The sequence below is a fragment of the Niveispirillum sp. FG148 genome, from assembly GCF_057809655.1.
This window is the reverse complement of sequence record NZ_JBMDKJ010000043.1, coordinates 25,169-38,785: the sequence shown is the minus strand read 5'-3', so window position 1 is coordinate 38,785 and position 13,617 is coordinate 25,169. Positions and strand designations below refer to the sequence as shown.

Sequence of the window (13,617 nt, the reverse complement as noted above, 5' to 3'; positions counted from 1 at the left end):
CCCCGACCGGGCGGTTAACAGCCGCCTGCTCTACCTCTGAGCTACCTGGGATCAGCCAGTTCCAACCACACCTTATATACCACAGCACGAACCTGAAAGCACAAGGCCGGATGTTAGCGACATCCGGCCTTGCACGATTGGCTCCCAGGGAGGGATTCGAACCCCCGACCGGGCGGTTAACAGCCGCCTGCTCTACCTCTGAGCTACCTGGGATCAGTGCGTCCGACCCGGCGCCGTTTTGCGACGCCGCATCGTGCGGTGGGCGGGCTTATAGCCAACCCTGTCCTTGTTTGTAAACCCCTGTTTCGCTTTTTGCCGCATTTTCTTCATACGGCTGGAAATCTCCTTTGATTCCAGTAGCCTGCACCCATGACTCAACCGGAGACCGCCCATGCGCCCCGACCCCGCCCGCAATCCCTGGCGTCTGAAGGCCCTGCGCGCCGTTTATGAGAATCCCTGGATCGCCGTGGAACATCACGATGTGGTGAAGCCCAGCGGCGCGCCCGGCATCTATGGCGTCGTGCGGTTTCGCAACCATGCGGTGGGTGTGGTGCCCGTCGCCGATGACGGTACGACCTGGCTGGTGGGGCAGTATCGCTATCCCCATGACCGCTATAGCTGGGAAATCCCGGAGGGCGGGGTGCCGGTGGGCGAAGACCCGGCGGTGGGCGCGCGGCGCGAACTGCGGGAAGAGACCGGTGTGGCGGCCGCCCATCTGCTGGCCTTCCAGAAGGTCGATCTGTCCAACAGCGTGTCGGATGAGGAGGGCACCCTTTTCGTTGCCTGGGGTCTGACCGAGGGTGAGGCGGAGCCCGACGATACAGAGGAACTGGCCGTGCGCCGTCTGCCACTGCACGAGGCGCTGGCCATGGCCCAGTCGGGGGCGATCACCGATGGCTTGTCCCTGATCGCGCTGCTGCGCCTGCCTTTGCTGCTGACCGATCCGGCGACGCCGGCCGATCTGCGCGCCCTGCTGGCCCGCGGCCTGCAACAGCCCTGATATGCAGAAGGCCCGCCGGAGGGGCGGGCCTTCACATCGCCTGACAGACAGGCTTGAAACTTGGAGGCACGGCCGGGAATCGAACCCGGATTCACGGATTTGCAGTCCGTTGCATCACCATTCTGCCACCGCGCCAACGGTGCCCCATCAGCCTACGCGCCGTCCGGGGTGGGGCCGCTATATAGACGGGCGGGAAGGGGGTGGTCAAGGGGGTGGTGCAATTATTCGTCTGCGTCCTGCTCTGGTGCAGGCGCAACATTGTGTTCCGCGGGCGGGGCGGATATATAGCACCGTGGATTCCCTTCGCGGATTCATCCCACCCTTTGTCATCCCCAGCGCGACAGACCCGTCCCATGATGGCCAACACCGAATATAGCGCCGCCCGTCTGAATATGGTCGAAGGCCAGATCCGGCCGAACAAGGTGACCGACCAGCGCGTGGTCGATGCCTTCCTGGCCGTGCCGCGCGATCAGTTCGTGCCCGCCGGGCTGCGCGGTGTCGCCTATGTCGACAAGAGCATTTCCATCGGCAAGGGCCGCTTCCTGCTGGAACCGATGGTCCTGGCCCGGCTGCTGAACGATGCCAGGATCCAGCCGACCGACATCGTCCTGGATATCGGTACCGGCACCGGCTACTCCGCCGCTGTCCTGGGCCGTCTGGCCGCCACGGTCGTCGCCGTGGAATCGGACAGCGAGCTGGCCGCCCAGGCCAATCAGGCCGTGCAGACCCATGGCGTCGACAATGCGGCCGTCATGCAGGGCCCCCTGAATGCGGGCTGGGCCAAGCAGGGTCCGTACAATGTGATCATTGTGCAGGGCGCGGTTGCTGCCGTGCCCGCGACGCTGCTGGACCAGCTGGCCGAGGGTGGACGCCTGATGGCCGTCGTCATTCCGGAAAGCGGCCAGGGTGTGGCCCGCCTCTACCAGAAGACGGGTGGCAAGGTGTCCAGCCGCGTCCTGTTCGACGCGTCGGCCGCCATCCTGCCCGGGCTGGAAGCCAAGCCGGATTTCCAGTTCTGATCCAGCCGCGGAGCCAGCCTGTGCGCCCCATCACAGACAATGAGATGACTGTGGAGGAATTGGCGGACAGGCTGCGTGGAAATGATGGGGTTGTCGTGCTGGATGTACGCGAACCCTGGGAAGTGGAACTTTGCCGGATCGGTGAAAGCATCCACATTCCACTCGGGCAATTACCGTCTGCCGTGACGGTATTGCCGCAGGACCGGGATATTGCGGTCCTGTGCCATCACGGCATGCGAAGCGCGCACGCCACGTCCTGGCTGCGTGCCCAGGGTTTTGACCGGGCCATCAATCTTGCGGGCGGAATCGACGCTTGGGCCCGGCGTATCGATCCGACCATGAAGGTGTATTGACCATGCATTCCACCCGTCAGAAGCCGACCTCGACCACCCAGTTCCTGCGCCGCGTGGCGCGCGCCGCACTGCCGGCCGTGGCCTTGGCCTGTGGGTTGGGCATTACCCCCGCCCAGGCGCAGACGTTGCAGGAAGCGCTGGCCGCTGCCTACCAGTCGAATCCCACCCTGGATGCGGCCCGCGCCCAGTTGCGCGCCACCGACGAACTGGTGCCGCAGGCCCGCTCCGGCTATCTGCCGACGCTGACCGTCGATGGTGATTATGGCCGGTACCGCACGGATTCGGGCCTGACGACCAGCAACTGGACGCAGAAATCCGTCGGCGCCGACATCACCCAGCCGATTTTTCGCGGCGGCCGCACCGAAGCCGCGATGAGCCGCGCCGAGGCTCTGATCCAGGCGCAGCGCGCCAGCCTGTCGGCCACGGAACAGAGCGTGCTGCTGTCCGCCGCCACTGCCTATTCCGACGTGGTCCGCGACCAGGCCGTGCTGGACCTGAACGTCAACAATGTGCAGGTGCTGAAGCGCCAGCTGGAAGCCGCCCGCGACCGCTTCCGCGTGGGCGAGATCACCCGCACCGACGTCAGCCAGTCCGAGTCGCGTCTGGCCCTGTCGGAATCCAACCGTATCGCCGCCGAAGGCGCCCTGAATGCCAGCCGCGCCACCTTCGCCCGCATGATCGGCGCTTTGCCGGAAAACCTGTTGCAGCCGTCGCCGCTGACGGGTCTGCCGGCCTCGCGCGAGGCCATCATCAATCTGGCCGAACAGGGCAGCCCGCAGGTCCTGGCTGCCAAGTACAGCGAACGGGCAGCCGATGCCGCCGTCGATCAGGTGGCTGGCGAGTTGCTGCCCACCGTATCGGTGGTCGGGTCCGTCCAGCGCAGCTGGAACTACAATGGCAGCATCGACACGCTGGACCAGGCATCGGTGATGGCCCGCGTCTCCGTGCCGATCTATGAGGCCGGCGGCACCACGGCCCGCGTGCGCGAAGCCAAGCAGACCGCGTCCCAGCGCCGCATCCAGATCGACGAGGCCGTACGCCAGTCCCGGGAAACGGCCATCCGCGCCTGGGAGGCCCTGACGACGGCCCGTTCGTCGATCAAGTCGCGCCAGGAGCAGGTGCGCGCCGCCAACATCGCCCTGGAAGGTGTGCGCCAGGAAGCCACGGTGGGTTCGCGCACCGTGCTGGATACGCTCGACGCCGAACAGGAACTGCTGAGCGCGCAGGTGGAGCTGGTCCGTTCACAGCGTGACGAGGTTGTCGCCAGCTTCCAGGTCATGGCCGCCGTCGGTCAGCTTTCGCCCAAGGCCCTGGACCTGCCGGTCCAGGCCTATGACGTGAACGCGCATTATGAGAGCGCGTCCAGCAAGCTGTGGGGTCTGTCGGCCGATTGATTCGTCGGCAATACCATCGATTGTATCCAGGGAAGGGGAGGCGGATTCGCCTCCCCTTGTCTTTTGAGCCTCTGAAAGCGCGGTTTCCTTAATTCCTTTAACAAGTTCGTGGAATTTTGCCGCGTTCTGCCCTAGGCTTGCGGCCAGCTTCGTGGAAGGTCAGGTTACGCGCGCAATGGCCGACAAAGGGTCCTCACAAGAACCATCGATGGAAGAGATTCTTGCTTCCATCCGCCGGATTATTTCCGAGGACGGTGAAGCGCCGCCGGAGGAGCCGCCTCCGCCGCCCCCGCCACCGCCGCCTCCTCCCCCGCCTCCGCCGCCGCCTCCCCCCCCGCCGCCTCCGCCGCCGCCACCCCCGATGGTGTTCGATCCGGAGCCGGATTTCCCCCCGATCGAGGAGGAAGAGGAGGAGCCGCTTGAACTGACCCAGATGGTTCAGGAAGAGCCGGAGACCTATTTCTCGCCGCCGCCTCCGCCGCGTCGGGCACCCCCGCCGGATGATGGTGGCCTGATCTCTGATTACGCCGCCGATGCGGCCAGCCGCGCCTTTGCCGCCGGTCTGGCCGGATTCCGCCGTGGCGGGCCCAGCCTGACGGGTGACGGCCCGGTCGGCCGGGGCGATTTGACCCTGGAACAGATCGTTTACGAGATCGTGCGTCCCATGATCCGTGAATGGCTGGATGACAATCTGCCCACCATGGTGGAGCGGATGGTCAAGCGTGAGATTGAGCGGGTCGTACGGCGCGGCCTCGACTGACGCGCTTGCCTGCTTTGACATGAACAAAAGGGGCGGCGCCTTGTGGGTGCCGCCCCTTTTCCTTTATTTAACCCGATCCCCCTTACCCGGAAGGCCCGGCCATCATGTTGGAAAAGACGTTCTCCCCCGCCGAGGTGGAAGCCAGCCATTATCAGCGCTGGGAAGACACGGGCGCGTTCGCCGCACACGTCGATTCGAACCAGACGCCCTATACCATCATGATGCCGCCGCCCAACGTAACGGGCAGCCTGCATATGGGCCACGCCCTGACCTTCACGCTTCAGGACATTCTGATCCGGTATCAGCGCATGCGCGGCAAGGATGCCCTGTGGCAGCCAGGCACCGACCATGCCGGCATCGCCACCCAGATGGTGGTGGAGCGCAACCTGGGCAAGGAAGGCATCACGCGCCAGGATCTGGGGCGTGAGAAGTTCCTGGAAAAGGTCTGGGAATGGAAGGCCGAGTCCGGCGGCACCATCACCCGCCAGCTTCGCCGCCTGGGCGCCTCCACCGACTGGGCGCGCGAACGCTTCACCATGGATGAAGGCCTGAACAAGGCCGTCCGCAAGGTGTTCGTGGAACTGTACCGCCAGGGCCTGATCTATCGCGACAAGCGTCTGGTCAACTGGGACCCCAAGCTGCACACCGCCATCTCCGACCTGGAGGTCGAGCAGAAGGAGGTGAACGGCAATCTGTGGCATTTCCGCTATCCCATTGACGGGCAGGAAGGCCGCTATATCGTTGTCGCCACCACCCGGCCCGAGACGATGCTGGCCGACACGGCCGTGGCCGTGCATCCGGACGATGAGCGCTACAAGGACCTGATCGGCAAGTTCGTGCGCCTGCCCCTGGTCGGCCGCCTGATCCCCATCGTGGCGGATGAATATGCCGATCCGGAGACGGGGTCGGGGGCCGTGAAGATCACGCCCGCCCACGATTTCAACGATTTCGAGGTCGGCAAGCGTCACAAGCTGCCGCTGATCAACCTGCTGGACCGCGATGCCCGCATCGTCCAGAGTTTCGAAGGTTACAAGCCGGACGCCAATGGCCGTCTGGAAGCCTTTGCCGAGCCGGTGCCGGAGGCCTATCGCGGCCTGGACCGGTACGAGGCGCGCAAGAAGGTTGTGGCCGATCTGGAGGCGCTGGAGCTGCTGGAACAGATCGTCCCGCACAAGATGACCCAGCCGCATGGCGACCGGTCCGGCGTGGTGATCGAGCCCTGGCTGACCGACCAATGGTATTGCGACGCGGCCACCCTGGCCAAGCCGGCCATTGAGGCGGTGGAGACGGGTAAGACCCAGTTCGTGCCCAAGAACTGGGAAAACACTTATTTCGAATGGATGCGCAACATCCAGCCCTGGTGCATCTCGCGTCAGCTTTGGTGGGGTCACCAGATCCCCGCCTGGTATGATGCCGACGGCAATGTCTTCGTGGCAGAGACGGCGGAGGAGGCGCAGGCCTTGGCCGGCGAGGGCGTGGCCCTGACGCGCGACAGCGACGTGCTGGATACCTGGTTCTCGTCTGCCCTGTGGCCGTTCAGCACGCTGGGCTGGCCGGAACAGACCCCGGAGCTGGGGCGCTATTACCCCGGTGACGTGCTGGTCACCGGCTTCGACATCATCTTCTTCTGGGTCGCCCGCATGATGATGATGGGCATCCATTTCATGGGCGATGTGCCGTTCAAGGCCATCTACATCCATGCCCTGGTCCGCGATGAAAAGGGCCAGAAGATGTCGAAGTCGAAGGGCAATGTCATCGACCCGCTGGAGGTGATCGACCAGTATGGCTGCGACGCCCTGCGCTTCACGTTGACGGCCATGGCGGCCCAGGGGCGCGACATCAAGCTGGCGGTGAACCGCGTCGAAGGCTATCGCAACTTCGCCACCAAGCTGTGGAACGCCGCGCGCTATGCCGAAATGAACCAGGTCGCCCCCGTGGCCGGGTTCGATCCGGCAGCCGTGAAGCTGACAGTCAATAAATGGATCGTCAGCGCCGTGCAGCAGGCGGCCGGTCGCATCACCGACGCGCTGGACGCCTATAAGTTCAACGAGGCGGCGGCCGGCATCTATCAGTTCGCCTGGAACAGCTTCTGCGACTGGTATCTGGAATTCACCAAGCCCATCCTAAATGGTGACGATGAAGCCGCCAAGGCCGAAACCCGCGCCACCACGGCCTGGGTGCTGGACCGTATCCTGCACCTGCTGCACCCGGTCATGCCCTTCATCACGGAGGAATTGAACGAGAAGCTGGGCGGGCAGGGCCAGACCCTGATCTCCGCCCCCTGGCCGCTGGCCCAGGCGGCGCTGGTCGATCAGGCGGCCAGTGACGAGATGGAATGGGTGGTGCGCCTGATTTCCGGCATCCGCACCGTGCGCTCGGAAATGAACGTGCCCCCCTCGGCGCAATTGCCCCTGCTGCTGAAGGATACCAGCGAGGTGACGCGCCAGCGTCTGGCCACCCACCGCGACCTGATCCTGCGTCTGGCCCGCCTGTCGGGCGTGGAGGCCACGAACGAGGACGCGCCCAAGGGTTCCGCCCAGTCCGTCCTGGACGAAGCCACCCTGATCCTGCCGCTCTCCGACTTCATCGATGTGGAGAAGGAAAAGGCCCGCCTGGGCAAGGAAATCGGCAAGCTGGAACAGGACATCGCCAAGATCGACGCCAAACTGTCGAACAAGAACTTCGTCGACAAGGCGCCCGAAGAGGTGATCGAAGAACAACGCGACCGCCGCGCCGACGCCGACGCCACCCGCGCCAAGCTGGCCGAGGCGCTGGCCCGGTTGGGGTGAGGGTGGGGGCGATGGTGCCCCCGCTGTGGCGTTGAGGGTTTGAGGTGAGAAAAGCGGCGTCCCAGTGGGGCGCCGCTTTTGGCGTGAGTTTTTCTTATTTCAAAAAAATGTTTTTTTAATTGAGGTATTTATTCAAAGTCACTATCCGGCTCTTATGTTGTGAATTATTTATGTTTTTAACTTCGTACATGATAAAAGCGGACCAGAGTGGATGGTTTTGCAAAATTGATTTAATTTCATTAAGTTTATTGGTGTATAGATCGTCATCTTCGTCAGATATGTAATGAGAAAAAATGACACATAAACTATATATACAATTTCTTGACAAGTTTATATTCCCAATATTGACGGAAGTAGAGATCGTTTCTGCTAGAACGATTGCGACCTTATCGATATCATATTCCGTTCCTTTGTATCTGTTCCTTTCTTCTTGTAGTGCATATAGCTTGATGATTAGGTTTTGAAATTTACTTTCTGTTTTTCCTGCGCTTTCTCTCATAATTTCGAGAAGCTTTTCTTTTGCTGTTGATGGCACGTTATTGCATTGCTCAAGGAATTTAATAACGGCATCATCGCTAATGATGGCGGTGCTTTCGCTGAGTGAAAAAAATATATGACAATGGTACGCGCTCTTCAGTCTACGCTCAATTCCGGCGCTACCAGAAAAATAGTCATTAAGAGCGGATCTTTTGAAGCTATATCCCGCAGAAATATTTTCTATTTGTTGAGAAATGCTTCCGCCAAGATAGTGATCTATCTGGAACAATATTGATTCATTTTGTGGCTTTCCTTTAATGATTGAGGAGATATTTTTCGCGATTTCCTTAAATGTTTCTTCTGAAACCTCAACGCCGGAGAATTGACGCAACATTAGTTCAGAATATTCTTTCACCAACCGGTGGACCTGAGGGTATGAAACTTTCAAAGTTGATAGCCATACAAGGTCAGACAAATGCACCTTTGAGCCAATGGCGCGAATTGAGAATCTTGCGGAGTTAACCGCTTTTACGAACAGACGTGGAGTTTCAAAGTGGCTCTGAAGTTGTATACCTCTAAGTTCATCTATTTCATTAGTTCTATCCAGGCCAAGTTCGGCAGCGATACTATATATTTCTGCCATAAAGGCATCCATCAACCTCAGGGGTTCAGGGACTGGAACTGATACCGAAAATTGAACTATTTTATCAAGATAGTTTGCTCCTTCTACTCCAGAGAGTGTGTGTTCGATCATTGAGGCTACAATTTTTAGGTCAAATGAAAGAATATATGTAATGTTTGGAAGATCAGCAACCGATCTTACAAGCCGGAAAATTTCAATAACTTCGACGGGTGTTAGTCGATCTAGATCATCTATAATACATATGACAGGAAATTCAAGGCGACTCAGAACCTCTACTGCATTGCGTTTGGCGCTCTCTACCGAGGTTTGGCCATGTCCAAGGAGGCGACCTGTCCAGGTGACAATCGGTTCTACCCAATCTGGGAGTTCGGATGCGCCAAAAAAAGTAGCAAACTTTGCAGGATTTCCACACAATTCAAGCAATGCTGCGAACTGCCGTAATTTATCTCTGGCGTTTAAGGTTTTCTCTTTTGATCCATCCCCATGGGTGGCTTCGACGTCCAGTGCGTAAATGAATTCATTAAATAGGGCGGAGCTAAATTGCGTGGAGTCTCGCATAAGCCATGGATTAAAATTGACAATTTTGGGTCGGCTGTTTGCAGGTGCAGTTTGTAGTCTATTAATAATCATTTTGAGAAGGCTAGACTTTCCACTTCCCCAAGCCCCGTTGACTGAGATTACCTGACTATCTCCAACTCGCCGGTGGCTTAGTGCGGAGGCGACAAAATCAGCGGTAGGGCCAAAGCCAAGCAGATCTCTCTGCTCATCGGCAAGTGGACGCTCACCAAAGGGGGCAACTTCATCTGCCGTCGAAGGTGCATTCACAAATTTTTGAGTTCGCTGAAGTCGCGTTCCTAAGAGCAAAAGCAGAAGACCCGTAATTGCAACCGCCCACTGGAATTGGATGCCAAGCAACCATGACATCAACGATGTCGAAATATTTTCAAAAAGAAAAACTGCTTGTGTCGCAACTGTTGACACCGCCATGGTGCGTAGCGCTGGAAACAAACCGTGTGATGTGGCGATATAGCCCAGCAATGAAAGAAGAGTTAGCGCTATACCTAAAGCAGCAATGCGGCGTCCTAGTCGTTGAAGCATCCTTGCCATCCAATGTAAAAACTAAAGGCCAAATTGGATGGTATATTACTCATTCAATATGAAATTTGCCAGGGCTCTAGAGCTGAGAGTTATCTGTTTTGGCATCACATCATGCATGCGATCCCTCACCGCCCCCCATACATCAGCCCCCAAATCCCCGCCAGCCGCGCCTCTTCGCTGCCCGGCGGCAGGGCGGCTAAGGTCTGGGCGGCGGCCTGAGCCTGTCCGGCGCGGTATTGCAGGACGCCCAGGCGCAGGCGGACGACGGTGGGGGTGATCAGTTTGCCGGTCAGTGCCTGTTGCAGCAGGGGGATGGCCTGGTTCAGGTCGCCCAGCGAGGCATAGACCATGCCCAGCTTGGCCAGCGCGTTGGCATCCTTACCGGCCAGCACCTGGCGGTGGCGCTCGGCCAGACCTTCCTTCTGGGCGGCCAACTGCTGGGCGGCGTAATCGCGCAGGCGCTGCTGGCGTTCGACGGCTGGGCCGGTGCCCAGCAGGCCGATCTTCCAGCCATGGGCCAGGGCGGCGGCCGCGTCGGCGGGCAGGTCTTCCACCATGGCGCGCTGCGCCATCTCGGTCAGGCTGTCCGGGTTGTCATAGGCGTTGGCGGCCAGTTTCAGGCGGGCCCAGTCCATGTCCAGCCGGTCGGGAATGGGCTTGGCGCGCGAGGTGGCGTCCAGCAGGCGCTGCCAATTCTCCCGGCTGCGGTCGCCATTCAGCAATTGCTGCTTCAGGGTCTTGATATAGCCCTCCGTGTCGCCCGACCCGAATTCCGACGCGGCCTGCAATTGCAGCACCTCCGCCGACGGGGTGCGGCCCGCCTTGCGCTGGTCATCGATGATGCGGCGGGCGAGTGCGGCGGATTTGGCCGGCTGCTTGGCCCGGAAATAGGCCTCTGCCACCATCTGGCGGAAGGCGTCGCTGGTACGGCCCGCCGCCATGGCCTTTTCCCCGAACGCCGCCGATTTGGGGAAGTCCCCGGCCCGGTACCAAAGCTGTGACAGGGTTTCCAGCGCGCCGCCCGTGTCGGCGTCGGACATGGGCACCAGGCCCAGCGCCGCCTCGAACGCGTTGGCCGCCAGATCGAAGCGCCCTTGCGCCTTGTAGATGGCGGCGCGGATCAGTTCGGCCGCCCATTTCTCCCGCGCCGTGATGCTGGGCACGGCGCGGGCCTTGTCCACTTCCTTCAGCGCCTGGTCGTAGCGCTTGGCCGCCAGCGCCTCCTTCGCCGCCTTCAGGGGTACGCCTACCTCCGCACTGACCGTCTCCGCCAGGACCGGCGGGACCAGCAGCAGGGCAGCCAGCGCACCGGCCGCGGCCAGGGACCGGAAGGGGCGGGAGAGAAGGGCAGCGGACATCAAGGGCTCCGACAGCGGGGGCAGGGGGCAAGCCCTTGTTTTTGCGTCGGATGGCGCGCGGGATCAAGGGGGTGTGGGGGGGCTCTGTCGCACACTCTCTCTTTTTCCGTCACCCCGGCGAAAGCCGGGGCCCAGGCGTAGAGCGGCGTCAGCCGCGATATGAGTCATATCGGCGCTGACCGCGCCTCACGCTGGGCCCCGGCTTTCGCCGGGGTGACGGAAAGGGGGTGGAAAAGGAGGTGTGGAACACGACCTCACCCCAACCGCTTGCCCGCCGCCCCCGCCAGATCCTGGATCAACTGCCAGGCCACGCGGCCGGACCGGTTGCCGCGGGTGACTGACCATTCCACGGCGGCTGCGTGCAACTGTTCCACACTGAGCCCCAGGCCATAGGCGGCGGCGTAACCCTCGACCATGGCGAAATAATTGTCCTGGTCGCAGGCATGGAAGCCCAGCCACAGGCCGAACCGGTCGGACAGGCTGATCTTTTCCTCCACCGCCTCTGACGGGTTGATGGCCGTCGACCGCTCATTCTCGATCATGTCGCGCGGCATCAGGTGGCGGCGGTTGGAGGTGGCGTAGAGGATGACATTGTCGGGCCGCCCCTCGATCCCGCCTTCCAGCAGGGCCTTCAGCGATTTGTAATCGCCGTCATCATGGCTGAAGGACAGGTCGTCGCAGAACAGCACACAGCGTCGGTCGCTGTCGCGCAGCACCTCCAGCAGCCGGCCCAGCGTGGGGATGTCGTCGCGGTGGATTTCCACCAGGGCCAGCGACCCCGGCGTATCGCGGTTGATGCGGGCATGCACGGCCTTGACGATGGAGCTTTTGCCCATGCCGCGCGCCCCCCACAGCAGGGCGTTGTTGGCGGGCAGGCCACGGGCGAAACGGGTTGTGTTCTCCAGCAACTGCGCCTTCTGCCGGTCGATGCCCTTCAGCAGGTCGTAATCGACATGGGCGACGCGGCCCACCGGGGTCAGCGACAGGGTGGCGGCCTGCCAGACAAAGGCATCGGCCGCCGACAGGTCGCCCGTAGGCCGGGCGGGCGGGGCCAGCCGGTCCAGCGCCTCGGCAATGCGCGACAAGACGGGCAGCAGCGGATGGGGATCGGTGGACAGGGCCATGCTGGAACGCTCAAAGGCTCGATCGTGGGGCCGCCCCCTTGCACCTTGCGCGGTGCGGGGCCAGATGAGGGGCCACGCTATCACGGCCCCAATGGCGGTCCGAAGCCCGCTTGCCGCATGGCAGCGCCCGGTTTCGGTTGCAACGGGGCCGGCGGCTTGTATAGTCCCCCCCGTCCGGACCCGTGCCGGATGATCGAATTTTAAGGAGCGGTTGATGTTCATTTCCACGGCCTATGCCCAGGCCGCTGCCGGTGCGCCGGGTGGTGGCATGGAATCCCTGATGTCGCTGGCGCCGCTGGTGCTGATCTTCGTGGTCTTCTATTTCCTGCTGATCCGTCCGCAGCAGAAGAAGCTGAAGGAGCATAAGGGCATGCTGGAGGCGCTGCGGCGCGGCGACCGTGTGGTCACCGGTGGCGGCATCATCGGCACCGTCGTCAAGGTCGGCAATAACGAGGATGACGTGACCGTGGAGATCGCGGAAGGCGTGCGCGTGCGCGTCCTGCGCGGCACCATCACCAGCGTCCTGGCCAAGACCGAGCCGGCCAAGGCGGAAGAGAAGTAATCACGCCGCAAGGCATGAAAACGGCCCGTCGTCTTTTGCGGCGGGCCGTTTTGCATTGTGAAGGGCGATGTCATGGAAATCACGCCGATCATCCCCGCCGACCGGCAGGTCATCGATACCTATGGTCCGGGCCGCTTCCGCGTTTCCAATATTGTCTATGAAAGCGCCATCATCGTCTTTCCCGACCGGACCATCCAATGGCCGGTGACGGGATTCGCTGCCCTGACGGCGGAGGATTTCGCGCCCCTTCTGGACGCCGAGCCTAAGCCGGAGGTACTGCTGCTGGGCTGTGGTGCCCGCATGGGACTGCTGCCGTCGGCCCTGCGCAAGGGCCTGCGGGAGAAGGGAATTGTCGTGGATGTGATGGACAGTCCCGCTGCCTGCCGCACCTACAACATTCTGTTGGCGGAGGGGCGGCGCGTGGCGGCGGCCTTGTTCACTGTCTGAGCCCAACCAGGGCCGGTGCCGCTTTGCGGACACAAGGCCCGACCGGGATGTCAACGCGCGGCGATGGTCACGGTGATGGTGTCGGCATAATCGCCGGCCACATGCTGGGCGGAGATGGGCACCGTCACCTTCAGGTCGGACTTCTTGCCGAACTGGGCCGTGGCGCGTTCCACCACCATCTGGCTGGAAAGGCCGCCGGCATTGCTGTCGTAATCGACGGTATAGGCGATTTCGTTGGCGCCGCTTTTCAGCTTGCCGCCATTGGCCGACGCCAGGCTGATCGAGTAGCCGGACGCCGCATTGCAGGTTTCCGTCACCGACCCTACCGTCTTGGAGCTTTCGCCCGACGTCAGGTTCCAGGTGGCGTTCAGGTCCTGCACCGCAATGGCGCAGGACATGGGCATGCTGCCGCGCAGCCCGATATTGCCGGATGTATTCTGCGCCCTGGATGCCACCGGCATCAGGGCGGTGCTCGACAACAGCAGGGCGGCCATGGCCCGTGCCAGAAATCGGCGCATTTTGCACCTCTTCGGCTATGGTTTTGATTGAGCCCCGCCCGTTTCGGGCGGGGCTGTACGCTTCAAAACATCACC

12 protein-coding genes and 2 tRNA genes are annotated in these 13,617 nt (G+C 61.6%); 8 read left to right on the top strand and 6 right to left on the bottom strand.

Annotated features, from left to right (window positions below; translation table 11 throughout):
- Window positions 1-138 precede the first annotated feature (138 nt).
- A tRNA-Asn gene (locus ACODTW_RS26515) sits at window positions 139-213 on the bottom strand.
- A 178-nt stretch (window positions 214-391) separates the two neighbouring features.
- On the opposite strand from ACODTW_RS26515, the gene ACODTW_RS26510 reads away from it, so the two are divergent.
- Window positions 392-1,000, top strand: coding sequence for an NUDIX domain-containing protein (locus ACODTW_RS26510; protein WP_488949151.1), 609 nt, complete (start codon window positions 392-394; stop codon window positions 998-1,000).
- Window positions 1,001-1,061: 61 nt separating this feature from the next.
- Here ACODTW_RS26510 and ACODTW_RS26505 read toward each other — a convergent pair.
- Window positions 1,062-1,135, bottom strand: a tRNA-Cys gene (locus ACODTW_RS26505).
- A gap of 218 nt (window positions 1,136-1,353) precedes the next feature.
- Between ACODTW_RS26505 and ACODTW_RS26500 the strand changes: the two genes are divergently transcribed.
- From ACODTW_RS26500 to ACODTW_RS26480, 5 genes are all read left to right on the top strand, one after another.
- Entirely contained in the window at window positions 1,354-2,019 is a 666-nt protein-coding gene (locus ACODTW_RS26500; protein ID WP_488949150.1) for a protein-L-isoaspartate O-methyltransferase family protein, read from the top strand.
- A 20-nt stretch (window positions 2,020-2,039) separates the two neighbouring features.
- The gene (locus ACODTW_RS26495; RefSeq protein ID WP_488949149.1) at window positions 2,040-2,372 is read left to right on the top strand and encodes a rhodanese-like domain-containing protein; all 333 of its coding nucleotides are present in this window, start codon (window positions 2,040-2,042) and stop codon (window positions 2,370-2,372) included.
- Between the two features lie 2 nt (window positions 2,373-2,374).
- The gene (locus ACODTW_RS26490) at window positions 2,375-3,766 is read left to right on the top strand and encodes a TolC family outer membrane protein (protein WP_488949148.1); all 1,392 of its coding nucleotides are present in this window, start codon (window positions 2,375-2,377) and stop codon (window positions 3,764-3,766) included.
- Between the two features lie 175 nt (window positions 3,767-3,941).
- A complete protein-coding gene (locus ACODTW_RS26485) occupies window positions 3,942-4,526 on the top strand; it encodes a DUF2497 domain-containing protein (protein WP_488949147.1) in 585 nt (194 codons plus the stop codon).
- A 104-nt stretch (window positions 4,527-4,630) separates the two neighbouring features.
- On the top strand, window positions 4,631-7,315 hold the full coding sequence (locus ACODTW_RS26480; RefSeq protein ID WP_488949146.1) for a valine--tRNA ligase: 2,685 nt from the start codon (window positions 4,631-4,633) through the stop codon (window positions 7,313-7,315).
- 115 nt (window positions 7,316-7,430) lie between these two features.
- Here the strand turns inward: ACODTW_RS26480 and ACODTW_RS26475 are convergent, their stop codons facing one another.
- The 3 genes from ACODTW_RS26475 to ACODTW_RS26465 form a co-directional block, all read right to left on the bottom strand.
- The gene (locus ACODTW_RS26475; RefSeq protein WP_488949145.1) at window positions 7,431-9,533 is read right to left on the bottom strand and encodes a KAP family P-loop NTPase fold protein; all 2,103 of its coding nucleotides are present in this window, start codon (window positions 9,531-9,533) and stop codon (window positions 7,431-7,433) included.
- A gap of 125 nt (window positions 9,534-9,658) precedes the next feature.
- On the bottom strand, window positions 9,659-10,891 hold the full coding sequence (locus ACODTW_RS26470) for a tetratricopeptide repeat protein (protein ID WP_488949144.1): 1,233 nt from the start codon (window positions 10,889-10,891) through the stop codon (window positions 9,659-9,661).
- Between the two features lie 254 nt (window positions 10,892-11,145).
- A complete protein-coding gene (locus ACODTW_RS26465) occupies window positions 11,146-12,015 on the bottom strand; it encodes an ATP-binding protein (RefSeq protein ID WP_488949143.1) in 870 nt (289 codons plus the stop codon).
- A gap of 214 nt (window positions 12,016-12,229) precedes the next feature.
- Here ACODTW_RS26465 and yajC point away from each other — a divergent pair, with 214 nt between their 5' ends.
- A complete protein-coding gene (gene yajC / locus ACODTW_RS26460) occupies window positions 12,230-12,577 on the top strand; it encodes a preprotein translocase subunit YajC (RefSeq protein WP_488949142.1) in 348 nt (115 codons plus the stop codon).
- A 72-nt stretch (window positions 12,578-12,649) separates the two neighbouring features.
- Complete coding sequence (locus ACODTW_RS26455; protein WP_488949141.1) at window positions 12,650-13,024, top strand: Mth938-like domain-containing protein; 375 nt, start codon at window positions 12,650-12,652, stop codon at window positions 13,022-13,024.
- Between the two features lie 50 nt (window positions 13,025-13,074).
- Here ACODTW_RS26455 and ACODTW_RS26450 read toward each other — a convergent pair whose 3' ends face one another.
- The gene (locus tag ACODTW_RS26450; RefSeq protein ID WP_488949140.1) at window positions 13,075-13,542 is read right to left on the bottom strand and encodes a hypothetical protein; all 468 of its coding nucleotides are present in this window, start codon (window positions 13,540-13,542) and stop codon (window positions 13,075-13,077) included.
- Window positions 13,543-13,617: the final 75 nt, after the last annotated feature.